The organism is Plantibacter flavus (assembly GCF_900177615.1).
GTDB lineage: Bacteria > Actinomycetota > Actinomycetes > Actinomycetales > Microbacteriaceae > Plantibacter > Plantibacter flavus.
This window is the reverse complement of sequence record NZ_FXAP01000003.1, coordinates 395,086-419,814: the sequence shown is the minus strand read 5'-3', so window position 1 is coordinate 419,814 and position 24,729 is coordinate 395,086. Positions and strand designations below refer to the sequence as shown.

Here is a 24,729-nt window from a genome sequence, read left to right as displayed (position 1 = left end):
GCTTGGCCTCCCGGTCACGGAGCTTGGCCTCCCGGTCACGGAGCTTGGCCTCCCGGTCACGGAGCTTGGCCTCCCGGTCACTGAGCTCACCCCTCCCGGTCACTGAGCTCACCTCCGCCGGTCACTGAGCTTGTCGAAGTGCCTACGGGTGACGTCGCCCTTCGACAGGCTCAGGGACCGAGGACGCGTCAGCCGCGCTGCTTGCGCGGGAGGGTCTCCGGGAGGAAGGCGATCCCGACGATGCCGATCGCGCTGAGCACCAGCAGGTACGCCGCCACCAACCACGGAGCGCCGCCGCTCGCGGCGACGAGCGCGGTCGCGACGAGCGGGACCGTCCCGCCGACGAGGGCGGCCGGGATCTCGCGGGAGAGCGCGATGCCGCTCCAGCGCATCGAGGTCGGGAAGATCTCGGCGAGCAGTGCTCCCGAGGTGCCGATGGTGGCACCCTGGATGACGGCGAGGCCCAGGATGAGGCCCAGGGCGACGAGGGCCGACTGCTCCGTGTCGTAGAGCAGGAACATCGGGAACGCGTAGAGCACACCGAAGATCGCGGCGCCCATGAGGACGGGCTTCCGACCGATGCGGTCGGCGAGGCGGCCGAACAAGAGCGCCGTCGGGATGGTCAGGACCTCGGCGACGATGAGGCCGATGAGCGCCTCCGTCGGGTTCACGCTCAGGGTGCCCGTGACGTACGACAGCGAGAACACCTGCACGACGTAGACCCACGGCAGTGCGAACGCGAAGAGCCCCATGCCGCAGAGGATCACCCGCCAGTGCGAGCGGATCGCGCCGGCCAACGGTGCCGAGGTGACCGCGCCGCGCTCCTCGGCGCTCTCGAACGCCTTCGTCTCCTTCACCCGCAGCCGGAAGTACAGCGCGAAGGCGACGATGACGACGCTCGCGAGGAACGGGATCCGCCAGCCCCAGCTCTGGAACTGCTCGATCGGCAGGGTGCTGACCACGGCGAAGACGGTGGTGGCGAGCGCCATGCCCACGTAGACGGAGGCGCCGGGGAACGACGCGGCGAACGCGCGGTGCTTCACGTCGGCGGACTCGCTCGCCATCGTGATCGCGCCGGCGAACTCGGCGCCCGAGCCCATGCCCTGGAAGATCCGCAGCACGATGAGCAGGATCGGAGCCCAGATGCCGATGCTGTCGGCGGTGGGGAGGAGGCCGATGAAGGTGGTTGCGACGCCCATGAAGAGGAGCGTGACGAGCAACGTCGGTTTGCGCCCGAGCTTGTCGCCGTAGTGGGCGAAGATCAGGCCGCCGATCGGGCGGGCGCCGAAGCCGACCGCGAACCCGGCGAACGCGCCGAGCAGGCCGGCGAGGTCGCCTGCGCCGGGGAAGAACAGCGGCGCGAACACGAGCGCTGAGGCCAGCCCGTAGAGGGTGAAGTCGTACCACTCGATGACGGTGCCGACCGAGCTGGCGAGGATGGCGCGGCGGCGCTGCACCCGGGAGTCGAGGCCGTCGCGATCGATGTCGCTCTGGCCTGCGGTGGTGTCTGGTCCGCGTGGGTCGCTCTCGCGCGCGCTCTGGATGGCCATGGCACTCCTTCGTGTTGGGCGCACCCGGACGGCCGGGACGCCTGACGAGGCTACCGGCCGTCTGGAGGCTCAGCCCATGTGCGGTCGGCACACTCCGGAGCCGATCCGGTGCGTCGGGAGCACAGGAGGTGGGGGTGCGCGCGAGCGGCGCGCCCCACCCCACCCAACCCCGTCTCGCTACAGCGCCTTCGACTCGCGGAGGATGCCGGCGAGCGTCTCCATCTGCTTCGCCTGCGACGTGTAGTCGAGGGCGGCGGTGTTCCAGGAGTGGATCTGACCGGCGACGAGTGCCGGGTGCGAGGCGAAGGTCGCCTGCGCCTCGAGGTCGCTCTGCTGGAAGCCCTCGACGTTGACGAGCAGGACGTCACCGGTCATCGCCTGGCCCGCGTTCTCCCAGCTGTAGATGTCCCAGTAGTAGTAGCCGTCCGGGTTCGCGTTCGTGTACGTCACGCCGAGTTCGCTGTACAGCTCGGTCTCCGGCTCGTCCTGCGGCTTGACGACGTAGATGCCGCTCGCGTCCGCGTACATCTGCGTGACCTCGAGGTCGGTCTCCTTCGCTGCGGCGGTCAGGTCTGCAGCTGCGGCGTCGTACTTCTCCTTCGCCGCGGCGATGGTGTCTTCGTCGGCTCCGAGTGCCTCCGACAGCTTGTTGAGCGAGGCGATGACGTCGGCGCCCTTGCCGCCGACCTTGATGGCGACGACCGGAGCGATCTTCTCCAGCTGCTCCTGCTGCTCGACGTCGGCGACGCCGTAGTACGGACCCTTGAGGTCGAGCGTGCCGTCGCGGTCGGTCGGGTAGATCCCCGTCACGATGAGGTCGGGTGCCGCCTCGGCGAGTGCCTCGAGGTCGATCTCGCCGTAGCTGTTGCCGACGATGGCCGTGTCGCCGAGGTCGTAGTCCGAGAACCGGTTGTCGGTGGCGACGTCGACGCGACCGAAGACCGCGACGGGGTCGATGCCGTTGCCGTGCAGGCCGAGCGCGTAGTCGGCGAAGCTCGCGACGCGCTTCGGCTGCTCGTCGAGCTTGACCGTGGTGCCGGTGTCGTCGGTGTAGCTCCAGGCGCCGCTGTTGTCGGCGTCGGATGCGGCGGTGGGGGAGCAGCCGGCGAGGCCGACCAGGGCGAGCGCCGGCACGAGTACGAGGGCGGCGCGGCGGAGGCGTGAAGAGATCGTCATGATACTTAGGGTAGCCGAACCTAAGTCACGAAACGATATCGGAATGCCCGATCGCCCGGATCACTCCGCGTCGAGGGCGATCGCGTCGTCGGGGTCGACGGGCACGATGAGCGGCGAGCCGCTGCTCGGGTCGGGGATGACGATCGCGTCGAGGTCGAAGGCCTCGCGGAGCACGGCCGGGGTGAGGACCTCCCACGGCGTGCCGTCGGCGATGACGCGGCCGCCGCCCACGACGACGAGGCGGTCGGAGTACCGACCGGCGAGCGTGAGGTCGTGCAGCACCATGACGACCGTCGCACCACGCTCGCGGTTGATCGACCGCACGAGTCGGAGGACGTCGAGCTGGTGGCTGAGGTCGAGGAAGGTCGTCGGCTCGTCGAGCAGGATCGTGGGGGCCCGCTGCGCGAGCACCAGGGCGATCCAGGCCCGCTGCAGCTGCCCGCCCGACAGGGAGGCCGTGTCGCGGTCGGCGAGGGTCTCGAGGCCGGTGGCGGCGAGGGCCTCGTCGACGGCGATCGTGTCGGCGGGCGTCCACGGCTTGAGGAGGCTCTGGTGCGGGTGCCGCCCTCGAGAGACGAGGTCACGGACGGTCGTCGCCGACGGTGTCAGGGGCTTCTGCGGCAGGATCGCCAGCCGGCGCGCGACCTCGCGGGTCGGGATCGACCGCACGCCGCGACCGTCGAGCTCGACCGTGCCGGCGGTCGGGGTGAGCAGACGACCGAACGCCTTCAGCAGGGTCGACTTGCCGCAACCGTTGGCGCCGATGAGGGTCGTGACCTCGCCCGTCTCGATGCGGAGGTCGAGCCCCTCGAAGACCACCGTCTGGTCGTAGGCCAGGGAGACGCCCCGAGCCTCGAGGGCGGGCGTCGGGCGCTCCTTCACGAGGGATGGGGTCGTGGCGGGGTCGGTCATGCGGAGGTCTCCCGTTCCTTGCGGCGCGTCAGCAACCAGATGAGATAGGGCGCGCCGACGATCGCGGTGATGATACCCACCGGGATCTCGCCCGGCAGGACGCCGCGGACGAGTGCGTCGCCGCCCGTGACGATGACGGCGCCGAGCAGCGCGGAGGCGAGCAGGGGCGGGCGACCGGTGCGGGCGAGGCGGCGGGCGATCTGCGGTGCGACGAAGGCGACGAACTCGATCGGCCCTGCGGCGGACACGGCTGCGGCGACGAGCAGGACCGCGCACGCGATGACGACGATCCGATGCCGCTGGACCGCGACGCCGAGGCCGGTCGACAACTCGTCGCCGAGCTGGCTGATGTCGAGGCTGCTCGTCTGCAGGACCGCGATCGGCGTCAGGATCACCAGCGCGACGAGCACCGGCCACACGCTCGACCAGGAGATCCCCGAGAGGCTGCCGACGAGCCACTGCGCCGCCGCTGCGGCCTCGGTGATCTGCGCCCGGGCGATGAGGTAGCTCGTGATGCCGCCGAGGGTCGCGGTGGCACCGATGCCGATGAGGATGAGTCGGAAGCTGTCGACCCCGCCGCGCCAGGACAACGCGTAGACGGCGGCCGAGGTGACGAGCGCGCCGATCGCGGCCATGGCCGGTAGGCCGAGACTGAGTGCGCCGGCACCGACCGAGTAGCTGCCGCCGACGAGGACGATCGCGGCCACGGCTCCGAGCGCGGCACCCGAGGTGACACCGAGGATGTCCGGGGTGGCGAGTGGGTTGCGGGCGAAGGTCTGGGTGAGGGCCCCGGCGAGTCCGAGGGACGCACCGACGAGGAGACCGCCGACGACCCGGGGGAGGCGGAGCTCGAACACGATGAGTTCCTGACCACCGGTCCCGCCGCCGAGCAGGGTGGTGATCACGTCGGGGATCGTCAGGGAAGACGAACCGGCGACGATCCCGAGCAGGGCGAACGCCAGCGCGACGACGAGGCAGGCGATCGTGACGCCGACGACCCGCCCTCGCCACAGACGGCCGAAGAGGCGGCTGCCCTCCCGCACGGCGCTCACAGCTCCGCCATCCGTCCGCGGCGCACGATGGCGATGAAGGCGACCCCACCCGCGACGGTGAGGACGACGCCCACGGGCACCTCGGCGGTGCCACCGATGAGTCGACCGATCACGTCGCACGCGAGCAGCACGCTCCCGCCGACGAGTCCCGAAGCGGGGAGGAGCCAGCCGTGATGCCCGCCCACGAGCGTGCGGGCGATGTGCGGGGCGGTGAGTCCGACGAAGGCGATCGGGCCGGTCAGGGCGACGGCGGCCGCCGTGAGCAGGGTGATCGCGGCGAGCCCCACGAGTCGCGCGCGGATGAGGTTCTCGCCGAGACCGTTCGCCAGCTCGGTCCCGAGCGCCAGGGCGTTCAGCGAGCGGATGTTGGCGACCGCGAACACGAGGCCGAGCCCGGCGAAGACGAGGGCCGCGTCGACGCCCGTGAGTGATCGACCGGAGAGCGACCCGACCACCCAGATGCGATAGGCGGCCAGGGTCGTCTCGTCGGACAGGACGAGGTACGAGGTCAGGGCGACGAGCAGGGCCGAGACGGCGGTGCCGGCGATCGCGAGCGGGACGGGACTTGACAGTCCGCGGCCGAGCGCGGCGACGGAGAACACGACGACGCTGGCGACGGTGGCCCCGAGCAGGGCGAGCCAGAGGGTCGTGACCACCGAGCTCGTGCCGAGCACGTAGACCCCGACGACGACCGCGAGACTCGCGCCGGCGGAGACGCCGAACAGGCCGGGGTCGGCGAGCGGGTTGCGGGTCTGCCCCTGCATGACGGCACCGGCGATCCCGAGGCAGACGCCGACGAGGACGCCGAGCACCGTGCGCGGCACCCGCGACCCCCAGACGACGGCGCCGGTGTCCTGGGCTGGGTCGAACAGGGCGGTGAGGACGGCCACGGGACTGATGAGGTTGCTGCCGAGCATCAGGCTCGCGAGGGCGACGACGATGAGCGCGGCGGCCAGTGTGCCGACGGCGAGCGCGCGTCTCGATCGGAGGAGGGTCGCGCTACGCATGGAGTTAGCCTAGCCTCACCTATCCCGGTCCCGATGCACCCGTCGTCGGCGACGGAGAGGTGATCCATGGAATGGTGCGGGAGGTGTGGGGTTCGCACATGGGTGGGGTCTCCGTCGCCCGATACCGTTGACCGGTACGGAGTACGGCGATCAGGAGGACACGCATGACCGAGCACCAGCCGTCGACCGGAGCCGACCCCGAAGCGATCCTCGCCGCCACGGAACGACTCGCCGTCCCGCCCGGCTCGCTCGAGGGCGTCGTGGTCCTCGACCTTTCCCGCGTCCTCGCCGGCCCCTACGCGGCGTCGATGCTCGCCGACCTCGGCGCCACCGTCATCAAGATCGAGAACCCGAACGACCCCGACGTCTCCCGGGGCTTCCCGCCGTACCTGCGCGACGGCGACGAGGAGTTCAGCGGCTACTACGGCCAGTACAACCGCGGCAAGTTCGGCCTGGCGCTCGACCTCGCGAGCGAGGCCGGCAAGGAGGTGCTGCGCGACCTCGTCGCGAGCGCCGACGTCCTCGTCGAGAACTTCCGCCCGGGGACGATGGCCAAGCTCGGCCTGCCGTACGAGGCGCTCGCCGCCATCAACCCGAAGCTCGTGTACACCGCGATCTCCGGCTACGGACAGACGGGTGCCCGGAGCCGGCGTCCGGCGTTCGACAACACGGCACAGGCCGCCGGCGGGCTCTGGTCCATGAACGGTTACGCGGACCAGCCGCCCGTGCGCGTCGGCGTCACCATCGGCGACCTGTCCGCCACGATGTTCGGCGTCATCGGCACCCTCGCCGCCCTCCGCCACGCCGAGCGCACCGGCGTCGGCCAACTCGTCGACGTCGCCCAGGTCGACAGCATCATCGCGATGACCGAGACCGCCGTGGTCGACTACACCGTCGACGGGACCGTCGCCTCGCCGTCCGGCAACGAACACGCCTGGGTGCGGCCGTACGAGCTGTTCCCTTGTGCCGACGGCCAGGTGTTCTTCGGCGCGTACACCGACAAGCTCTGGAAGGCCAGCTGCGAGCTGTTCGGCACGCCCGAGGCGATCGCCGACCCCGAGATCGACACCATGCGCAAGCGATTCGACGAGGAGGTCTACGCCCGCCGCGTCAAGCCGCTCGTCATCTCCTGGTTCGCGGACCGCACCCGTGCCGAGCTCGAGGAGCTGGCCGGCGACGTCGTCCCGCTCACCGCCGTGAAGACCATCGGCGAGGTCGTCGACGACCCCGGGACCGCCGAACGCGAGATGGTCGTCGAGACCGACTACGGCTCCTTCGGCACCCTCCGCTCCTTCGGCCAGCCCATCAAACTGAGCGCGACCCCTGCGACCACCGACCGTCCGGCGAACCACATGGGCGAACACGCGGACGACGTGCTCACGGCGCTCGCCGGGTACGGCGCCGGTCGCATCGCCGCGTTGCGTTCCGACGGGGTGATCTGAGTGGGAGCCGTGGCCCGGACAGAGCAGCCTGCCGACCGCATCGTCGCACTGCGTTCCGACGGGGTGATCTGAGTGGGAGCCGTGGCCCGGACGGAGCAGCCTGCCGACCGCATCGCCGTGTTGCGTTCCGACGGGGTGATCTGAGTGGGAGCCGTGGCCCGGACGGAGCAGCCTGCCGACCGCATCGCCGTGTTGCGTTCCGACGGGGTGATCTGAGTGGGAGCCGTGGCCCGGACGGAGCAGCCTGCCGACCGCATCGCCGTGTTGCGTTCCGACGGGGTGATCTGAGTGGGAGCCGTGGCCCGGACGGAGCAGCTCGATCTGCGTCCCGCCTCCTGGTACCGCAGCACCTTCGCGACCGCGGCACCGGAACCGGTCCTGGGCGAGGAGCTCCCCGCCGGTTGGGAGGGCGTCCACTTCCCGTTCGAGACGCCGTTCGCGCAGCTCCGCGAGGACGGCTCGCCCGCGGAGGACGGCGTGCTGCCGGTCATCGACCTCCCGCGCCGCATGTACGCGGGGGAGGACACCGAGTTCTTGGCGCCTCTCCGCTACGGCGACGTGGTGACGCAGCGCACGAGCCTCGGTTCGCTCGTCGAGAAGCAGGGGCGGGCCGGACGGCTCGTCTTCGCCGACCTCGTGCGTGAATACCTCGTCGATGGCGAGGTCGCCGTCCGCAGCACCTGGCACGACGTGTTCCTCGAGGCGCAGCCCGCGGTGCCCTCGCCGCGGACGGCGGCGCCCGAGGTGGCCGCCGAGGACGCGGTCGATCCCGACGCCGGAGCCGACTGGACCGTGACCCGCTCGCTCGACTCCCGCCAGCTGTTCCGCTTCTCGGCCGTGACGGGCAACACGCACCGCATCCACTACGACCGCCAGTGGGCGCGTGAGGTCGAGGGGCTCGACGACCTCCTCGTGCACGGCCCACTCACCCGCATCCTGGTGCTCGACGCCCTCACGGCGAACGCCGGTGGTCGTCGGCTCGCGTCGGTCCACTTCCGGGCGAAGGCGCCGGTGCTCGTCGACACGGCGTTCCGCATCGCGGGTACGGACGGCCCGGAGGGCACCTCGGTCGTCGTGCGTGCCGCCGACGGCACCGTCCTGGCCTCCGCCGACGCCACCTGGCGAGCGGCACTGCACGGAACCTGAGGGACTGCCCCTCAGGTCACGGTGCTCTTCCTCCGGTCACTGAGCTTGTCGAAGTGCCCACGGGGCACGTCGCCCTTCGACAGGCTCAGGGGCCGGGAGAGGTTGTCCGGCTCTGGGACCGGATCCGCTCTTGTGGTCGCTGTTCCTTCCTCCGGTCACTGAGCTTGTCGAAGTGTCCACGGGGTACGTCGCCCTTCGACAGGCTCAGGGACCGGGTTGGGTGCTTAGGGACCGGGGTGGGTGCTCAGGGGCCGGGGTGGGTGTTCCGGTTTGGGGCTGGGGCCTCGTGGTCCGGCGTATTTCCTCCGGTCACTGAGCTTGTCGAAGTGTCCACGGGGTACGTCGCCCTTCGACAGGCTCAGGGACCGGGGTCGCGCCGCTCCGCCTACGCGTCGATCACGAGGGTCGGCGTCAGCGACCGCGATACGCACGGGTACATGATCATCGACGCGTCATCGGTCGTCAGGGAGTCGCGATGCTCCGGCGTCCCGTCAACCACCTGCACGGCACAGGAGCCGCAGACCCCGCGCATGCACGACCCGGCGACACCGACCCGCGCGGCCTGCATCGCCTGCAGCATCGTCTGCCCGGCGGGAACCTCGACGGTCCGCTCCGACCTCGCGCACTCGACGGTGAACGCCGTGTTCGGCAGGTAGGAGCGGGGCTTGGGCTCGAACCGCTCGAGGTGCAACCGGCAGTCCTCGGGCAGTGTCTCGGCCAGGTTCGTGAGGGTGTCCGTGAACCCGCGCGGCCCGCAGGCCGACACGTCGGTGCCCGGCTCGAGTGCAGCGAGGAGGCCGGCCAGGTCGAGTCGACCGCTCTCCGCGCTGACATGGATCCGCACGTGGTCGCCCAGGGCTTCGAGCTCCGGCGCGAACGCGATGTCCTCCCGCGTGCGCACCGCGTAGACGAGGGTCCAGTCGGCGTCGCCCGCGGCCAACCGTCGGGCCATCGAGAGCAGCGGCGTGATCCCGATGCCGGCCGCGAGGAGCAGGTGCCGCTTCGCGTCCGAGAGCGGGAACAGGTTCCGCGGCGGCCGGATGAACACCTTCCGACCGACCTTGAGGAAGTTGTGGATGTAGTGCGAGGCGCCCCGCGAGTGCTCCTCCCGCAGGACGGCGATCCGGTACCGGTATTCGTCCGCCGGATCACCGCAGAGCGAGTACTGCCGTTCGTGGCGGGTGATGAGCTGCAGGTCGATGTGCGCTCCTGGGTCCCACGGCGGGAGCCGGTGACCCTCCGGATCGGCGAGCACGACGCTGACGATCGTCGGCGTCTCGCGGACGATCTCCTGGACGATGAGCGGGGTCATGCCCGCGCGGTTGCGCATCAGGAATCCCTCGTGTCGATGGCATCGCCGATCTGGAGATCAGGACCGGTCATGCCCGCGCGGTTGCGCATCAGGAATCCCTCATATCGGTAGCATCGCCGATCTGGAGATCAGGACCGGTCATGCCTGCGCGGTTGCGCATCAGTAGCCCCTCCTGCTTTCAGCCATCAGTGCAGGCTCGTTGCTTCCAGCCATCAGTACAGGCTCTGGTTCCCGACGGCGACCGCCTCGTCGATGGCGTCGCCGACCTCGGTGCTGAGGCCCGACATGCTCGCCCAGATCCGACCCGCGCTCGGCACCTCGGCCGCGAGCTCCTGCATCTCGGCGTCCCACAGCCCGCCGCGGAGGAGTGCCCGCCCGCAGTGCAGGTAGACCTCCTCGGTGCGCACGACGATCGCGAGCTGCGGCGTCACGTGGTCCTGCTCGAGCATGGCCATCAGTGCCGGGTCGTCGGTGACGGTGGCCGTGCCGTTGATCCGGAGGGTCTCGCTCATGCCGGGGACGAAGCACAGCATGCCGATGTGGCCGTTCTGGACGATGTTCTGCAGGGAGTCGGCCAGGCGGTTGCCGAGGCGCTCCGGGATCACGAGTGTGCGGGTGTCGAGCGCCCGGACGAACCCCGGGTAGTCCCCGCGCGGGGAGTTGTCGCACCGGCCGTCGGCGTCGGACGTCGCGATGGTGCAGAACGGCGAGTGGGCGAGGAAGGCGAGGCAGTTCTCGTCGAGCTCGTCCATGATCTTGGCCGTCGCCGCGGGATCCGGTTCGCCGAGCGACCGACGGATGGTGTCGACGTCGATCGACGCGAACGCGCTGGCCTGCATGGCGGACCCCTTCTCTGTCCCTCCGACCCTACGGTCGTCCCGCAGACGCCTCAATGGGCTGTCGGCACACGGTTCGCGTGGGTCCTGTGCCACCGACCCAGCCGCGTCGATCGTCCCGCCCCGGTTCATCGGCCGAACGAGCGGCGGAACATCGCCTTCGCGCGCGCCGCGGTGTCGGCTCGATGGGAATCGGGGATGCGGGTGAGGGTCGCTCCCACCATCGAGATCGCCATGAGGATGTCGTCGGGCTCGACGTGGTCGGCGATGCGGTGCGCAGCCAGTTCCTTGGCATGCAGGGCGTGCGCGAGGCGGTCGAGGCGGGTGCCGAGCGCGATCACGCGGGGGTCGTCGCCCTCGCCGAGGATCGCCTCGACGAAGGGCGAGGTGACGAGGGCCTGGTCGATCACGACGTCGAGCAGGGTGTCGAGGGTCGCATCGGGCAGCCCGGCGTGCTCCTCCAGTTCGCCGACGTTCTCGTCGAGCACTGCGAGCGCGAGGGAGAGCCGGTCGGGGAAGTGCCGGTACAGGCTTCCTTGTCCGACGCCTGCCCGCTTCGCGACCGCGCTGAGGGGAGCGCTGAAGCCGTCCGCGGCGAAGACCTGACGCGCTGCGGCGACGAGCGCCCGGCGGTTCTCGGGTCCCGCGCTCGGGCCTCGGTTCGGCTTCGGGGGCGTGGACGACATCCCGGTAGCGTAACGCCGCGCGGCCGGTCCTGAGCACCCGGCTGGGAGCCCGCCGTGAGGGCTGGTGGCCATGACCTGGACGGCGTAACGTGTACCGGACAATGATGTCCGGTATGGATCGAGGCCCATGCGATCCCGCCGCACATCGCCCTCCCGAGACCGAAGGAACCCCATGAGCGCCCTCACCGCCAACACCCCGATCGCCGCGTGGCTCGCCGACCCCACCGGCGGACCGCTCATCCGCGGCCTCCTCACCCAGCTGGGCACCGAGGAGTCGCAGCTCGCGCCGATCTCGGGCCTCCCGCTCCAGCAGCTCGTCGCCTTGAGCCAGGGCAAGCTGCCCCAGTCGCTCATCGACGAGCTCGTCCTCGCCGCGAACGACGGCGTCGCGCCCGTCGGTGACGCGCCCCAGGGGTGGCAGGAGCGCATCACCGTCGGTCGGTTCGCCGGCAAGACCGTGATCGTCACCGGCGCCGCTTCCGGCATCGGCCGTGCCACGGCCTCCCGCGTCGCACGCGAGGGCGGCCGGGTCGTCGCCGTCGACCTCTTCGAGGACAAGCTCGCCGACCTCGCCTCGAGCCTGCCGGACACCGACCTCGTCACGGTCGCCGGCGACATCACCAAGCAGGACGACATCGACGCGATCGTCGCCGCGGCAGGGGAGCGGATCGACGCGCTCGCCAACGTCGCCGGCATCAACGACGACTTCTCCCCGCTCCACGAGACCTCCGACGCGACCTGGGAGCGGGTGATGGGCGTGAACGTCACCGGCGCCTTCAAGCTGACCCGCGCCGTCCTGCCGTCGATGGTCGCGGCCGGATCCGGCTCGGTCGTCAACATCGCGTCCGAGGCCGGGCTTCGTGGCAACGCCTCGGGGAACGCCTACACGACCTCGAAGCACGCGGTCGTCGGCATGACCAAGAGCGCCGCCTTCATGTACGGCCCGCACGGTGTCCGGGTCAACGCGGTCGCTCCTGGCGGCGTCGCGACGGGCATCCCCTTCCCGCCGAACGTCTCCGAGGCGGGTTCGGCGCGGCTCGGACCGTTCCAGGCGGCGATCCCGACGATCGCGACCGCGGAGCAGCTCGCCGCGTCCATCACCTTCCTGCTGAGCGACGACGGCGTCAACGTCAACGGCGTCATCCTGCCGTCCGACGGCGGATGGTCGGTGCAGTAGCCGTCGTCCCGCGGAACTTCAGCAATCGGTAAGAAGGACGATTCTTAACGACCGTTCGGGGCGGGATGAAGGCGTTTCTGCTGCGAATCTTGAAGCACACGGGCCGCTCTGCGCCGCCCGTCCCCTGCGAACGGTCTGAACGAGTACGGCCGGAACGACTGTTCGCACTGCGGTGACGCCGCTCACAGGGCCCCACCGATCTTGGCGGAAGGTGGGGCCCTGCGCTGTGTCCGGGCCGCTCAGCGCGCGATCGCAGCGGCGAAGCGCCACGGCTGGGAGCGGATCGTCGCGACGGCCCGGGTGATCGCACCAAGGGCGACGACGTCAGCGCCGAGTCGCGAGGCCCGCACGATCGGCGTCGGCGCGTAGGTGCCTTCGTCGAGCCAGGTCTGCGCCGCGGCGATGACGGGGGAGGCGACGCGGGCCACGCCGCCGGCGACGACGACCTCGTCCACGTCGAGCAGGCTGCCGAGCAGGACGCACACCCGCCCGAGGCGCTCCCCGAGACGTTCGACGAGTCTGCCGGCGTAGGCGTCGCCCGAGGCTGCGGCGTCGATGACGCGGCCGACGTCGAGCGTGCCGATCGGCATCCGGGCGAGCGGGGAGGCCGCCGGCACCGCGCCGGATCGCTGATCCTCCTCCAGCCACGACCGTGCCGCACCGTCGAGGCCCTCCGGCGAACCGACGCCCTCGACCATCCCGAGCACCCGGAGTTCGCCCGCACCGCCGGCCCCGCCGTGCAGCAGCACGCCGTCCACGATGAGTCCCGCGCCGAAGCTCGCCTCGGCCAGGAGGACGGCGATGGACTCGCGCGCCACTTCTCCGAGGGCGCGCTCGGCCGTGGCTGCGAGGTTGGCGTCGTTCTCGAGCACGACGTCGCCCCAGGGGCCGAGGCGGCTCGCGAAGTCGGGGTTCATCCGGGCCCAGTAGTCGTGATCGCCGCGCGGGGAGCGGCCGTGCGCGTCCACCGGTGCCGGGACGCCGACGGCTGTCACGAGCACTTGCCCCGGCGTCGCGCCGGCCTGCACGGTCGCCTCCTCGACGACGGTCCGTGCGGTCGCGAGGCGGAGGTCCGGGTCTTCGTCCCCGCCCACGATGGCGCGTTCGGCCCGGCCGACGACCTCACCACGGAGCGTCGCGACGATTGCCGCGACCCGATGCTGCCCCACGTCGAGTCCGACCACGAACGCGGTGTCCGCGGCGAGTTCGTAGCGCCTGGCGGGTCGTCCCCGCCGGTAGTCACCGGCGGCCCGGGCGTCGTCGAGCTCCCGGATCCAGCCGCGGTCGGCGAGGGCGTCGCAGGCGTTCAGTACGGTGGCGCGGGTCAGGCCGGTGCCGTCCATGACGTCGCTCGCCGTGAACGCGCCGTGGTCGAAGGCGTAGGCGGCGACGAGTTCGACGCTCGCCCTGCCCGTCTCGATCCCCGGTTCCGCCATGGGGTGACTGTAGCAGTGTTGCATTACTAGATATGGCCGCTATATTTAGTGGCGAAGGTCGACCACCGCCGGTCACGACAGTGCTCGGCTCCGCACCCCGAAAGGAACCGTCCGAGCATGAGCACCAGTACCGCCCCGACATCATCAGACGCTTCGGACCTCCGGGTCGGCGTCATCGGCCTCGGCTTCGCCGGGACCACGCACCTGGACGCCTTCACCGCACTCCCCGGTGCCACCGTCGTCGCCCTGTCCGGCCAGGAACCGGCGCGCCTCGCCGAGCTGGCCGAGAGCCGCGGGGTCCCCGAGACCTACGCCGACTGGGAGGACCTCGTCGCCCGCGACGACCTCGACATCGTCTCGATCGGTGTGCCGAACGCCCTGCACCACCCGATCGCCGTGGCCGCGCTCCGCAGCGGCAAGCACGTCTTCTGCGAGAAGCCGCTCGCCACGACCGCCGACCTCGCCGCAGAGATGGTGGAGGCTGCGACCGCCGCCGACCGCGTCCTCGAGGTCGCGTACAACCACCGCCGTCGTGCCGACGTCGCCTACCTCGCGCGCTACCTCGCCGAGGAGCCGATCGGTCGCGTCTACCACTCGCGCGCCTCCTGGCTCCGTCGTCAGGGCGTGCCCGGCATCGACTCCTGGTTCACGAACAAGGCCGCGGCCGGTGGCGGGCCGCTCATCGACCTCGGCTCCCACGTGCTCGACATCGCACTGTCGCTCCTCGGCGAGCCGCGCGTGACGCACGTCTCGGCCGTTGCGTACAACGAGCTCGGCCGCGCCGGTCGCGGTGGCTCCTCCGGCGGTGGTCCGGTCTCGAGCCGGTCCACGCACGCCTTCGACGTCGAGGACTTCGCGTCCGCCCTCCTGCGGTTCGAAGACGGCGGCAGCCTGCACCTCGAGGCGTCGTGGGCGTCCTACTCGAAGGCGCACGAGGACATCTCGGTCGAGCTCCTCGGCTCGGAGGGCGGCGTCCGCCTCCACGTCGACAACTACAACACCGAGGGCACGGTCACGATCTACCGCGACGTCGCCGGTGCGCCGACGATCGAGCGACCCGCCGTGCAGGTCCCGGCCGGCCACCACCAGTCGGTCATCGCGGAGTTCCTCGACACCATCCGCGCGGGCGAGACCGCCGGCGGTGAGCTCCGGTTCGCCGGTCACCACGGCGAGTATGCACTGCACCGCAGCCGCGTCATCGACGCCGCCTACGCCTCGGCCGCCGCCGGGCACGAACTGGAGGTCCCCGCATGAGCACCACGACACCGATCCGCATCCGCGTCTGGAACGAGTTCGTCCACGAGTCCCGCGGTGACGCCGTGGTGCTCGGCCACTACCCCGACGGCATCCACGCCGTGATCGCGGCGGGCCTCGAGGAGTCGCTCGGCGACGCCGTGTCCGTCTCGACCGCGACCCTCCAGGATCCCGAGCACGGTCTCACCGAGGAGGTCCTCGCGAACACCGACGTCCTCTTCTGGTGGGGGCACATCGCCCACGACCAGGTCTCCGACGAGGTCGTCGAGCGGGTCGTCCGGCACGTCCACGCCGGCATGGGCATCGTCGTGCTGCACTCCGGCCACTACTCGCGGGTCTTCCAGCGGCTGATGGGCACGAGCTGCGCCCTCAAGTGGCGGAACGACGGCGAGCGAGAGCTCGTCTGGACGGTGCTCCCGGACCACCCGATCGCGCAGGGTGTCCCGCACCCGATCGTCATCGACCGCCAGGAGATGTACGGGGAGCAGTTCGACATCCCGCGTCCCGACGAGGAGGTGTTCCTCTCCACCTTCGCGGGCGGCGAGGTCTTCCGGTCCGGCGTCGCCTACCACCGCGGTCGCGGGCGCGTGTTCTACTTCTCGCCCGGTGACCAGGAGTACCCGGTCTACCATCACCCCGACATCCGCCGAGTGCTGGCGAACGCGGCCGAGTGGGCGCGCCCGACGATCGAGCGCACGCCGCCGACCGCGGACCAGCACCCACGGGACTGGTTCTTGAACGCGCAGGGGTAGTCTGCCCGCAGATCATCTGGAGGGACGACATGCCTGACGAACAGAACCCGTCGCTGAAGGACCCCGAGCTCTACGAGAAGCTCCGCGACGACGGCGCATCGAAGGGCAAGGCCGCTCGGATCTCGAACGCCGCCGCGAAGCAGGGACGCTCGACGATCGGTGAGAAGGGCGGCGAGGCCGGGTCCTATGAGGACTGGACGGTCGCGCAGCTCCGCGAGCGCGCGAAGGAGATCGGCCTGACCGGCTACTCCGGCAAGCGGAAGAGCGAACTCATCGCGATGCTCCGCGACAGCTGAGCAGGCGGCGCTGCAGCCCGGGCTACTTCGCCTGGGCGGCAGCGTCGTCGCCGGTCGTCGCGTGCACGACGACCTCGCCGGTGTTCGCCTCGTGCATGAAGCCCTCGAGCAGGGCGCGGTCCATCTCGCCGACCTCGTCGGAGTCGAAGGAGAACTGCAGAGCGATCGCCGGGTGCAGCCAGAGCGTCGTGCGTCCGTCGCTGGTGGAGTCCTGTCGGATCGTGAGCGCGAACGACTCGTTCCGTCGCAGCTTCATGAGCGCGATCGTCTTGACATGGGCGAGCGTTCGATCGTCGAGCCGAACGCGTGCATCGCCGGTGCCGTAGACCAGTTGTCCCATGGGATCCCTCGACTTCCGACCCCTGCGATGGCCGACGACACGAACGGCCGACTGCTGTGCGCATCCCGACGGGGTCCGGGCCGGTGAAGCGCTCTCTCAGGATACGAGACATTCTTGGTGCGCGCCCGGTTATCCACAATGCGGTGACCGATCGCCGACGCGCACGCGCATTGTCCGCTGCTCGGGCCTCGCGCGCAATGGCCCCGACCGGCCGACCCTCCCGCGCTAGCGTGGCATGCCTGAGAAGGGAGCTGACCATGGGATTCCTCCGCCTCGGTGCGCTCCGATCACAGGTCGACGATCAGACGCTCGCCCACCTGGAACGCGTGATCCTCACGCGGATGCTCGGCGAGCGGTCGTTCCGGCTGCAGCTGCATCGTGGACGCTTCCAGTCGTCCGAGCCGATCACCGTGTCGCCCGAGCAGCCGATCGTCTTCGCGTTCGACGCGGAGTTCGAGCCGCCGATCGACGAACGCATGGCCGCCGAGATGCTCGAGGAGATCGAGATCACCGGCGGATTGCACGTCGTCGTCGCCTGACCAGCAGCAGACCGACACCAGCACCACACCGAGACCACCACCACAGGAAGCAGGAGCGACATGAGCGACTTCACCGGAGCAGACGCATTGGGTACCGACCCGGACATGGTGGTCGGCACGCCGCCCACCGAGATCCCGGACGAGTCGACGGATGAGGACACGGCGGACGAGCCGGACGTGCTCGAGCAGCCGGACACCGACGCCCGCTGAGTCCACCTCACGCGGAAGCGCCGCCGACCCTCGGGTCGGCGGCGCTTCGTCGTGCAGCGGGCGGGCTCAGCCCTGCTCGGTGTCCTCGGGGTCTGCGCCCGGGCGCACCGCCGCGTCGTCGCGGATGTCGATGCGGGTGACGCCGTCGCCCTGGTCGGTGACGTCGATGCGGGGAGCCGCGTCGGCTTCGGTCGCGTTCGGGGCGGTCGTCAGCTGGTCGTGCCGGTTCTCGTCGTGCGTGTTGGGAGTCTGGTCGCTGTCGGTCATGCCCAGACGATAGCGCACGGGCACGCGGTGCCTCCCGGTATACCCTCCGGGTTGCGGATGCAAGGTCTGACGAGCTGACGGCTTCGGTTCCCACAATGGTCGTATGAGGAAGTTGCACTACGCCGGCGGGTACCTGCTGATGGCCGACCAGACCTGCAAGGCGCTGCTCCGGTACGCGCGGGCTCTCGCCCAGACCGGCGAGTCCGACATCGCGGTGGTGCCGACCATCTCCGACGGCGGCAGCCTCGGGTACGCCCACCTCCTCGTCGGACCAGCGAGCCAGCTGTTCTCGACCCCCGTGGAGAACGCGTCGAAGGAACCCTTCGACGAGGAGATCATCGCCGAGCTCGAACGGCGCACCGCCGCGCTCCAGCCGGCGCGGCCGGAGTGGGCGACCGAACTCACCGACGTCGACGATCTGGAGTTCGACGAACGCTCGATGTGAGTGCAGCCCGGGTCGCGGTCACGCCGCGAGGTTCGCGAGACCGCGAGGTTCAGCTGCGCGGACCCGGCTCCGGCACGAGGACGAGCCCCTGATTCGAATCGGCGCTGATCGCGAGCGCATCCAGCCAGGCGCGGTTGAGTTCGACCGGGACGCTGCCCGCGTACTTGAACCGGAGGGACATCGCCGGGTGCAGCCAGATCGTCGTCCGGCCGTCGCCTGACCGCGGGTCGTCCTTCCATCCGAAGTAGAACGCTTCGCCGCGGCGCAACTTCGCACCGATGACCTGCTGCAGGTGGGCGAGGACGCGGTCGTCGAACGTCACCGACACATCTGCGTCGTAGATCATCTTGCCCATGGGTTCTCCTGCTCCACTCTCCGGTTTCCACCGTAGGCCCGGTCTTGTGGAAGCACCACGTTCCACGAGGGGGTTGCGAACCGGCGCGAGTCGCCGGACCTGACACGCCGAAGCGGCACCGGCGCGATGCCGGTGCCGCTCAGCGGTGGTGCGCGATCGCTCAGACGCTGATCGGCAGCGCCTCGGCGATCGAGGTGCGGTGCAGGACGTCCCAGCGGCTGGTGTAGCTGCGCTCGGGGAGTGAGCGGAGCGCCTCGACCAGGTGGGCCGGGAGCAGGTCGCGGCGGGCCTCACGCGTCAGGTCGCTGGGGCGGCAGCGGTACTCCATGCCGCGTAGGAATTCGTCGAGCTCGGTGAACACGAGCATCTCCTCTCTGGGAGCGTCGTGGCCCCCGATGTCAGGCGGGCCGGCTGCGTCGACCGGTCGTCAGACCGCCGTGCCCTCCTTCGAGTGTCGTTCCCGTTCGGCCGTTCGGCGCGCTCTTGCCTTTCCGTCGTCGAGCTGCTACTCGACGGGGCCCGGACGTCCGGACTAGCGTGTGCCCATGACGAAGCTCCGGGTCCACAATCTCGCCGTCTCGCTCGACGGGTTCGCCACGGGCGAGGGCCAGTCCTTCGAGACCCCCTTCGGCCACGCCCAGCACCGGCTCATGCAGTGGTTCTTCCCCACCCGCACCTTCGTGTCCATGAGCGGGCACGAGGACGAGGCGGTCGGCGCCGGAACGCGTGGGGTCGACGACGCGTTCGCCGCGGCAACCGGTGACCGCATCGGTGTCGAGATCATGGGCCGGCGCAAGTTCGGTCCGCAGCTCGGACCCTGGGAGGACGAGAGTTGGCGGGGATGGTGGGGCGAGGAACCGCCGTTCCACACGCCGGTCGTCGTGCTGACCCACCACGAACGCCCGGACCTGGTGGTCGGTGAGACGACGTTCCTCTTCCGCGACCTGTCCGCCGTCGACGCGTTGTCGTTCGCGACGTCGCTCGCCGACGGACTCGACGTCCGTCTCGGCGGAGGGCCGACGACGGTCCGCCAGTTCCTCGAGGCCGACCTGGTCGACCATCTCCACGTGGTCGTCGTCCCGATCCTGCTCGGTCGTGGTGTGCGGCTCTGGGACGGGCTCGAAGGCCTGGAGGATCGGTTCACGGTCGAGGTGACCGCATCACCGAGCGGCGTCGTGCACTATGTGTTCGCGCGGAAGCCGCGCTGAAGGTCGATCGAGCCCGGTGACCGGGCCTCAGAGCTCGAGGCGTCGCTCCACGATGTCGCGAGCGACGTCGGCCAGGGCACGACGTCCACCGCGAGCGTGCTTCCTGATGCGCTCGAAGGCCTCTTCGACCGAGATCGCGGCGGTGTAGGCGACGACGCCCTTCGCCTGCTCGATGACGACCCTGGACTGCAGCGCGGACTCCAGCTGCTCGCGGGTCGCGTCGCTCTCGCGGAGGGTCCGCTCGTGCAGGATGCCGATGGTCGCGACGTCGGCCATCGCCTGCGCGGCCTGGGACTCGAACCGGTCGAGGGCTTCCGGAGTCGTGCGGAACAGGTTGAGGGTGCCGATGGTCGTCCGGCGGAGTCGCAGCGGGAAGGCATGAGCCGACCGAAATCCCGCGGTCGCCGCGACCTCGGCGAATCTCGGCCAGTCGGCTGCGACCGCGGCGATCTCGGGGATCGACACCGGCGTCGCATCACGGAAGCTGTCGATGCAGGGGCCTTCGTCCGCGCTCAGCTGGATGAGTTCGACGAGCTTCCCGGACTCGCTGGTCGACGCGATCAGTTCGAGGTCGCCGTGCGGGTCCGCCAGGAGGATGCCCGAGGCCTGGACGTCCAGGAGGTCGACGGTGGCGTCGACCAGGGCCTGGAGCAGGTCGACGACGTCGTAGTCGTCCACCAGGGTGTCGGCGAGCGTCGCGAACACGTCGAGCAGGGCGGTCGAGTGACGGAGCTCGGAGCCGGTCCCGTCGTCGCCGCGCGCGCTCATCGCTCGTCTTCGATCGTGTCGTCGTGCAGCACGTACCCGGTGCGACGTTCGAGGATGTCCTCGGCGACGTCCGACATCGAGCGGTTCTGGGCGAAGGCCTGAGCCTGGATCAGCAGGTGGGCGTCGTCGGGGGTGAGGCCGAGTTGCGCGATCACGAACCCGGTCGCCTGATGGATCCGGCGTCGGGCGTGGGGCTTCAGCTGCGTCGTGTCGGGGAGGCTCGCGAGTTCGAGGGTGCGTCGGAGCACGTACCGGCTGAGCGGGCGGGTGAGGGACATCATGTCGCCGACCGCCTGCGCGTCCAGCGTGCGCTCCTCGGTGTCGTACAGCTCGACCGCGCCCACCTGGAGCGGCCCGACGCGGAGCGGGAAGGCGAAGATGGAGCCGACCGCGTGGTCGCGGATCGCCTCGGTGAACGACGGCCAGGAGTCGTAGCCGTTCCGCTTGACGGCCTCCTCGAGCACCGGGCGGCCGCTGCCGACGGCGTCCCAGCAGGGGCCCTCGGAGAGGTCGAACTGGAGTTCGTCGATCAACGCGATCTGCTCGTCGCTCGCGGCGATCGTCTCGGGGCTCAGGGTGTCGCCGAGTGTCGCGATCGAGACGCCGCTGAGGGGCATGAGCCGGAGGATCGGCTCCACCAGCTGGTCGTCCTCGTCGACCCGGTCGAGTGCGCTGTACACGATGGCGAAAGTGTCGCTCATGTCCGCATTCCTTCCGGGCTCGGGGATGATCTCCGCTCATCGTACGGCCATCCGGCCGCGATCGCCGGGTGACGATCCGTCCTGCCTGGGAAAGCAAGGGGCCGCCTCGGCGGGATGGATTCGCCTAACGTGGCGTCATGCCTCTGACGACGACAACCCCACCGTGCCCCTCCGCCAACCGGTCCGCAGCAACCGATCGGTCGGCACGATGAGCCGCGGGATCGCCGTCGTCACCGGCGGAACCGCGGGGCTCGGTCGTGCGACCGTCCGTGAACTCGCGAAGCGCGGCTGGGACGTCGCGGTGCTGGCGCGTGGCGAGGACGGACTCGAGGCGACCGTGGCCGAGGTCGAACAGGCCGGGCGTCGCGCGTTGGGCGTCCCGACGGACGTCGCCGACCGGGAGGCCGTCGAGCAGGCGGCGGACCGGGTCGAGGCGGAACTCGGACCGATCGAGCTGTGGGTGAACTGCGCCATGGTCGGCGTCTTCGGGGACTTCCTCACGACCGAACCGGCGGACTTCGAGCGCGCGGTCGCCGTCAACTTCTTCGGCTTCGTCAACGGCACCAGAGCCGCCCTCTCGCGAATGACGCCGCGCGATCGTGGGCACGTGATCCAGGTCGGTTCCGCCCTCGCCCACCGCGGCATCCCGCTGCAGGCCGCGTACTGCGGGTCGAAGTTCGGTGCCCGAGGCTTCACGGAGTCGGTGACGGCCGAACTGCTCCACGACGGCAGCAACGTCAAGCTCTCGACCGTGGACATGCCGGCGCTCAACACCATCCAGTTCAGCTGGGTCAAGTCGCAGTTGCCCGAGCACCCCCAGCCGGTGCCGCCGATCTACCAGCCCGAGGTCGGTGCGACCGCCATCGCCGACGTCGCAGACCGACCGAGGCGACGCACCTGGGTGGGGGAGTCCACCGTCGGCACGATCCTCGGCGACCGCTTCGCCGGCGGATTCCTCGACTGGTTCCTCGCCAGGACCGGATACTCCGGGCAGCTCGCGCCGGACAAGCACGACCCGCGGATGCCCGACAACGTCTACACGCCGGCCCCCGGTGACCACGGCGCCCGTGGCGTGTTCAGCGACAAGGCCCACTCGTGGAGCCCGCAGACCTGGGCGATCCGCCACCGGCGGGCCGTGTACGCGACCGCCGCCGGCACCCTCGCAGCGGGTGTCGCCCTGGTGGCCGGCGCGGCGAAGCGGCGCTGAGCACGATGGCGCGGCGCGAGCAGTTCGACGCGGTGGTCGTCGGCGCGGGCCCCAACGGGCTCGCTGCCGCGGTGACCCTCGCCAGGGCCGGCCTGCACGTGCAGGTGGTCGAGCGGGGCGACACGATCGGTGGTGGTGCCAGGACCGCCGAGCTGACGCTGCCCGGCTTCCACCACGACATCTGCTCCGCGGTCCACCCGATGGCGCTCGCCTCCGGGTTCTTCCGATCCTTCGGCCTCGAGCGCCGCATCGACCTCGTCGTGCCGGAGATCTCCTACGCCCACCCGCTCGACGGTGGACGGGCCGGGATCGCCTACCGCGACATCGACCGCACCGCCGACGCCCTCGGACGCGACGGCGACGCCTGGCGCTCGCTCATGGGCCCGCTCGCCGCCGATGCCGACCGCGTCTCGCAGTTCACCGGTGGCAAGCTCCTGCAGGTGCCGCGCCACCCGGTCACGGTCGCGCGCTTCGGCCTCCGCGCGCTCGAGCAGGGCAGCCCGGCCTGGAACCTCCGGTTCCGCGAGGAGACCGCTCCGGCGATGCTCAGCGGTGTCGCCGCCCACTCCATCCGGCCGATGCCGAGCCTGTCCACCTCGGCCGCCGCCCTGTCGCTCGGCGCGTATGCGCACGCCCGCGGTTGGCCCATCCCCGTCGGCGGAAGCCAAGCGATCGTCGACGCGCTCGCAGCCGACCTGCTGGCCCACGGCGGTGAGATCGTCACCGGAACCGAGGTGCGCTCCATCGACGAACTGCCGTCCGCCCGCGCCGTCCTGTTCGACACGACGCCGAAAGCGCTCGCCGAGATCGCGGGCAGCCGACTGCCCGACGCGTATCTCCGTCGACTCTCCCGGTTCCGGTACGGCGACGGTGTCGCCAAGGTCGACTTCGCGCTCTCGGGACCCGTTCCGTGGACGAACCCGGAACTCGCCCGAGCCGGGACGCTCCACCTCGGCGGGACCCGCCCGGAGATCGCCGCCGCCGAGCGCGACGTCGCCCGCGGTCGGCACAGCGAGTCGCCCTACGTCCTCGTCTCGCAGCCCGACGTCGGCGACCCGGGACGGGCTCCCGGTGACGCCCAGGTCCTCTGGGCGTACACGCACGTGCCGAGCGGGTCCGGTCTCGACCAGACCGAGGCGATCACCCGGCAGATCGAGCGCTTCGCCCCCGGGTTCCGCGACGTGATCCTGACGTCGGCGTCGATGACCGCCCGCGACATGGCGAGGTACAACCCGAACTACGTGCTCGGCGACATCGCGGCCGGCGCTGCGAGCTTCGCGCAGCTCGTCGCGCGTCCCGTGCTCTCGAACGACCCGTGGCGGACACCGACACCGGGGATCTTTCTCTGCTCCTCGTCGACCCCGCCCGGCCCGGGCGTCCACGGTCTCGCCGGCTGGCACGCCGCCCGCAGCGCCCTCCGCTCGGTCTTCGGCCGCGACCGCATGCCGTCGCTCGCGCCCGACCGCCCGCGTCCGACCTCCTGACCTCGTCCCTGCTCCAGCGAAAGGAACACCACCGTGTCCCACACCTCCAGGGTCCTCGACTGCCCGCCCGACCGTGTCTTCGCCGTCCTCGCCGACGGTTGGCTCTTCCCGGCGTGGGTGGTCGGCGCGTCCCGCATGCGCGACGTCGGTGACCAGTGGCCGCACGTGGGCGGGAAGCTGCACCACTCCTTCGGTGTCTGGCCGGCGGTGCTGAACGACGAGACGACCGTGCTCCAGTGGGATGCTCCGCACCGGTTCGTCATCCAGCCGAAGGGGTGGCCGCTCGGTGAGGCCCGCGTCGCGGTCGAGGTCGAGCCGCACGAGCGCGGGTGCATCGTCCACCTGCATGAGCACGCCGTGACGGGCCCTGGTGCGCTGATCCCGGTCTGGCTCCTCGACATCGGGCTGCACCTCCGCAACATCGAGACGCTGCGCCGACTCGCCCACCTCGCTGAGGGCGGTGCCGGTGGGACCCACCTCGTGGAGGCGGCCGAGCCGACGGTAGAAGACCGGAAGAACGCCGAGTTCCCGAAGCGGTCGTTGTTCGCGCGGGTGGCGTCGGTCCTCGTCGTCGCCGTGCCGGTGGTAGCGGTCGCGCGCAAGCTCTCCCGCTGACGGTGTCCGGTCATGCCTGCCGCGAGTGAGCCGGCCGACGCCCTACCCGGGGACGGTCGCGACGAGACGCTGAACGAGCGATCCGACCGCAACTGGTCGGAGCTGCTGCAGGAGTTCCGCGTCCTCCAGACGGGCACGCAGATCCTCGCGGGCTTCCTGCTGACGCTGCCGTTCCAGCCCCGGTTCACCGAGCTCAGTGGATTCGACCACGTGCTGTACCTCGTCCTCGTGGTCCTGGCCGTGACGGTGACGCTCCTGGCGCTCGCGCCGGTCATCATGCACCGGCTCGTCTTCGGACGGCTGGAGAAACCACAGCTGGTGCGGCTGTCCAGCAGGATCCTCATGGTGTGTCTCGGGGCGGCGTCGCTGCTGTTCGCGGGGATCGTCCTGTTCGTCTTCGACTTCGTCGCATCGCCTGCGGTCGGGCTGTGGGCGGGTGGTGCCGTGGGCGTCGTCATCGGGTTGGTGTGGATCGTCGGCCCGCGCCTGATCCGGGGTGCGCGCGACCGCGTGTCCTGAGGTGATCGACGTGCCCGCGGTGAGCCCCGAGAATGGG

The 24,729-nt window shown here is 70.6% G+C and carries 29 protein-coding genes; 14 read left to right on the top strand and 15 right to left on the bottom strand.

The genetic code is table 11. The features are described 5' to 3' along the window. Positions 1 to 188: 188 nt before the first annotated feature. From B9Y95_RS12025 to B9Y95_RS12005, 5 genes are all read right to left on the bottom strand, one after another. The gene (locus B9Y95_RS12025; protein WP_085512080.1) at positions 189 to 1,550 is read right to left on the bottom strand and encodes an MFS transporter; all 1,362 of its coding nucleotides are present in this window, start codon (positions 1,548 to 1,550) and stop codon (positions 189 to 191) included. 177 nt (positions 1,551 to 1,727) lie between these two features. Then, positions 1,728 to 2,726 carry an ABC transporter substrate-binding protein gene (locus B9Y95_RS12020; protein WP_085512079.1) on the bottom strand — a complete coding sequence of 333 codons (999 nt, stop codon included), beginning with the start codon at positions 2,724 to 2,726 and terminating at the stop codon, positions 1,728 to 1,730. 60 nt (positions 2,727 to 2,786) lie between these two features. After that, a complete protein-coding gene (locus B9Y95_RS12015) occupies positions 2,787 to 3,638 on the bottom strand; it encodes an ABC transporter ATP-binding protein (protein WP_085512078.1) in 852 nt (283 codons plus the stop codon). Further along, positions 3,635 to 4,690, bottom strand: a complete 1,056-nt coding sequence (locus B9Y95_RS12010; RefSeq protein ID WP_200811400.1) for a FecCD family ABC transporter permease — start codon at positions 4,688 to 4,690, stop codon at positions 3,635 to 3,637. Before B9Y95_RS12010 ends, B9Y95_RS12015 begins: the two co-directional genes overlap by 4 nt. Then, a complete protein-coding gene (locus B9Y95_RS12005) occupies positions 4,687 to 5,697 on the bottom strand; it encodes a FecCD family ABC transporter permease (RefSeq protein WP_085512077.1) in 1,011 nt (336 codons plus the stop codon). Before B9Y95_RS12005 ends, B9Y95_RS12010 begins: the two co-directional genes overlap by 4 nt. A gap of 164 nt (positions 5,698 to 5,861) precedes the next feature. Here B9Y95_RS12005 and B9Y95_RS12000 point away from each other — a divergent pair, with 164 nt between their 5' ends. Together B9Y95_RS12000 and B9Y95_RS11995 are read left to right on the top strand one after the other, a co-directional pair. Further along, positions 5,862 to 7,139 carry a CaiB/BaiF CoA transferase family protein gene (locus B9Y95_RS12000; protein ID WP_085512076.1) on the top strand — a complete coding sequence of 426 codons (1,278 nt, stop codon included), beginning with the start codon at positions 5,862 to 5,864 and terminating at the stop codon, positions 7,137 to 7,139. A 297-nt stretch (positions 7,140 to 7,436) separates the two neighbouring features. After that, positions 7,437 to 8,285, top strand: a complete 849-nt coding sequence (locus tag B9Y95_RS11995) for an FAS1-like dehydratase domain-containing protein (RefSeq protein WP_200811399.1) — start codon at positions 7,437 to 7,439, stop codon at positions 8,283 to 8,285. A gap of 385 nt (positions 8,286 to 8,670) precedes the next feature. Here B9Y95_RS11995 and B9Y95_RS11990 read toward each other — a convergent pair whose 3' ends face one another. The 3 genes from B9Y95_RS11990 to B9Y95_RS11980 form a co-directional block, all read right to left on the bottom strand. After that, positions 8,671 to 9,615, bottom strand: a complete 945-nt coding sequence (locus tag B9Y95_RS11990; protein ID WP_200811398.1) for a PDR/VanB family oxidoreductase — start codon at positions 9,613 to 9,615, stop codon at positions 8,671 to 8,673. 194 nt (positions 9,616 to 9,809) lie between these two features. Continuing rightward, the gene (locus B9Y95_RS11985; RefSeq protein WP_071261734.1) at positions 9,810 to 10,436 is read right to left on the bottom strand and encodes an MSMEG_1061 family FMN-dependent PPOX-type flavoprotein; all 627 of its coding nucleotides are present in this window, start codon (positions 10,434 to 10,436) and stop codon (positions 9,810 to 9,812) included. 125 nt (positions 10,437 to 10,561) lie between these two features. Continuing rightward, positions 10,562 to 11,119, bottom strand: a complete 558-nt coding sequence (locus B9Y95_RS11980; RefSeq protein WP_079704796.1) for a TetR/AcrR family transcriptional regulator — start codon at positions 11,117 to 11,119, stop codon at positions 10,562 to 10,564. 172 nt (positions 11,120 to 11,291) lie between these two features. Here B9Y95_RS11980 and B9Y95_RS11975 point away from each other — a divergent pair, with 172 nt between their 5' ends. Then, entirely contained in the window at positions 11,292 to 12,296 is a 1,005-nt protein-coding gene (locus tag B9Y95_RS11975) for an SDR family NAD(P)-dependent oxidoreductase (protein ID WP_085512074.1), read from the top strand. Between the two features lie 239 nt (positions 12,297 to 12,535). Here the strand turns inward: B9Y95_RS11975 and B9Y95_RS11970 are convergent, their stop codons facing one another. Then, entirely contained in the window at positions 12,536 to 13,732 is a 1,197-nt protein-coding gene (locus B9Y95_RS11970; protein WP_159453396.1) for an ROK family transcriptional regulator, read from the bottom strand. Positions 13,733 to 13,849: 117 nt separating this feature from the next. Here B9Y95_RS11970 and B9Y95_RS11965 point away from each other — a divergent pair, with 117 nt between their 5' ends. The 3 genes from B9Y95_RS11965 to B9Y95_RS11955 are packed head-to-tail and all read left to right on the top strand — an operon-like array spanning position 13,850 to position 16,034. Beyond that, a complete protein-coding gene (locus B9Y95_RS11965) occupies positions 13,850 to 14,986 on the top strand; it encodes a Gfo/Idh/MocA family protein (protein WP_085512072.1) in 1,137 nt (378 codons plus the stop codon). After that, positions 14,983 to 15,738, top strand: coding sequence for a ThuA domain-containing protein (locus B9Y95_RS11960; RefSeq protein WP_200811397.1), 756 nt, complete (start codon positions 14,983 to 14,985; stop codon positions 15,736 to 15,738). Before B9Y95_RS11965 ends, B9Y95_RS11960 begins: the two co-directional genes overlap by 4 nt. Positions 15,739 to 15,767: 29 nt before the next feature. Then, positions 15,768 to 16,034, top strand: a complete 267-nt coding sequence (locus B9Y95_RS11955; protein ID WP_085512071.1) for a DUF7218 family protein — start codon at positions 15,768 to 15,770, stop codon at positions 16,032 to 16,034. 22 nt (positions 16,035 to 16,056) lie between these two features. On the opposite strand, the gene B9Y95_RS11950 is transcribed toward B9Y95_RS11955, so the two are convergent. Next, entirely contained in the window at positions 16,057 to 16,374 is a 318-nt protein-coding gene (locus B9Y95_RS11950; RefSeq protein ID WP_085512070.1) for a DUF7882 family protein, read from the bottom strand. 257 nt (positions 16,375 to 16,631) lie between these two features. On the opposite strand from B9Y95_RS11950, the gene B9Y95_RS11945 reads away from it, so the two are divergent. Together B9Y95_RS11945 and B9Y95_RS20685 are read left to right on the top strand one after the other, a co-directional pair. Continuing rightward, complete coding sequence (locus B9Y95_RS11945) at positions 16,632 to 16,913, top strand: DUF7882 family protein (RefSeq protein ID WP_085512069.1); 282 nt, start codon at positions 16,632 to 16,634, stop codon at positions 16,911 to 16,913. A 60-nt stretch (positions 16,914 to 16,973) separates the two neighbouring features. After that, positions 16,974 to 17,123: a hypothetical protein gene (locus tag B9Y95_RS20685; RefSeq protein ID WP_159453395.1), complete on the top strand. Its 150-nt coding sequence runs from the start codon at positions 16,974 to 16,976 to the stop codon at positions 17,121 to 17,123. A 66-nt stretch (positions 17,124 to 17,189) separates the two neighbouring features. Here the strand turns inward: B9Y95_RS20685 and B9Y95_RS11940 are convergent, their stop codons facing one another. Further along, positions 17,190 to 17,390: a hypothetical protein gene (locus B9Y95_RS11940; protein WP_085512068.1), complete on the bottom strand. Its 201-nt coding sequence runs from the start codon at positions 17,388 to 17,390 to the stop codon at positions 17,190 to 17,192. Between the two features lie 103 nt (positions 17,391 to 17,493). On the opposite strand from B9Y95_RS11940, the gene B9Y95_RS11935 reads away from it, so the two are divergent. Beyond that, positions 17,494 to 17,835 carry a hypothetical protein gene (locus B9Y95_RS11935; RefSeq protein ID WP_085512067.1) on the top strand — a complete coding sequence of 114 codons (342 nt, stop codon included), beginning with the start codon at positions 17,494 to 17,496 and terminating at the stop codon, positions 17,833 to 17,835. A 49-nt stretch (positions 17,836 to 17,884) separates the two neighbouring features. Here B9Y95_RS11935 and B9Y95_RS11930 read toward each other — a convergent pair whose 3' ends face one another. Both B9Y95_RS11930 and B9Y95_RS11925 read right to left on the bottom strand, forming a co-directional pair. Then, positions 17,885 to 18,190, bottom strand: coding sequence for a DUF7882 family protein (locus B9Y95_RS11930; RefSeq protein ID WP_085512066.1), 306 nt, complete (start codon positions 18,188 to 18,190; stop codon positions 17,885 to 17,887). 160 nt (positions 18,191 to 18,350) lie between these two features. Next, positions 18,351 to 18,551 (bottom strand): DUF2795 domain-containing protein, encoded by a 201-nt coding sequence (locus tag B9Y95_RS11925; protein ID WP_159453394.1) that lies wholly within the window; start codon positions 18,549 to 18,551, stop codon positions 18,351 to 18,353. 184 nt (positions 18,552 to 18,735) lie between these two features. Here B9Y95_RS11925 and B9Y95_RS11920 point away from each other — a divergent pair, with 184 nt between their 5' ends. Then, positions 18,736 to 19,398, top strand: a complete 663-nt coding sequence (locus B9Y95_RS11920) for a dihydrofolate reductase family protein (RefSeq protein ID WP_085512064.1) — start codon at positions 18,736 to 18,738, stop codon at positions 19,396 to 19,398. A 27-nt stretch (positions 19,399 to 19,425) separates the two neighbouring features. On the opposite strand, the gene B9Y95_RS11915 is transcribed toward B9Y95_RS11920, so the two are convergent. Further along, entirely contained in the window at positions 19,426 to 20,166 is a 741-nt protein-coding gene (locus tag B9Y95_RS11915; RefSeq protein WP_085512063.1) for a GAF and ANTAR domain-containing protein, read from the bottom strand. Next, entirely contained in the window at positions 20,163 to 20,867 is a 705-nt protein-coding gene (locus B9Y95_RS11910) for a GAF and ANTAR domain-containing protein (RefSeq protein ID WP_085512062.1), read from the bottom strand. The genes B9Y95_RS11915 and B9Y95_RS11910 overlap by 4 nt, the downstream gene beginning before the upstream one ends. A 163-nt stretch (positions 20,868 to 21,030) precedes the next feature. Between B9Y95_RS11910 and B9Y95_RS11905 the strand changes: the two genes are divergently transcribed. Genes B9Y95_RS11905 through B9Y95_RS11890 form a run of 4 tightly spaced genes read left to right on the top strand, consistent with a single transcriptional unit; the run spans position 21,031 to position 24,692 of the window. After that, positions 21,031 to 22,074 (top strand): SDR family oxidoreductase, encoded by a 1,044-nt coding sequence (locus tag B9Y95_RS11905; protein WP_234994088.1) that lies wholly within the window; start codon positions 21,031 to 21,033, stop codon positions 22,072 to 22,074. Positions 22,075 to 22,079: 5 nt separating this feature from the next. Continuing rightward, on the top strand, positions 22,080 to 23,558 hold the full coding sequence (locus tag B9Y95_RS11900) for a phytoene desaturase family protein (RefSeq protein WP_085512061.1): 1,479 nt from the start codon (positions 22,080 to 22,082) through the stop codon (positions 23,556 to 23,558). 33 nt (positions 23,559 to 23,591) lie between these two features. Then, positions 23,592 to 24,173, top strand: a complete 582-nt coding sequence (locus B9Y95_RS11895; RefSeq protein ID WP_085512060.1) for an SRPBCC family protein — start codon at positions 23,592 to 23,594, stop codon at positions 24,171 to 24,173. Between the two features lie 12 nt (positions 24,174 to 24,185). Next, entirely contained in the window at positions 24,186 to 24,692 is a 507-nt protein-coding gene (locus B9Y95_RS11890) for a DUF6328 family protein (RefSeq protein WP_085512059.1), read from the top strand. Positions 24,693 to 24,729 lie beyond the last annotated feature (37 nt).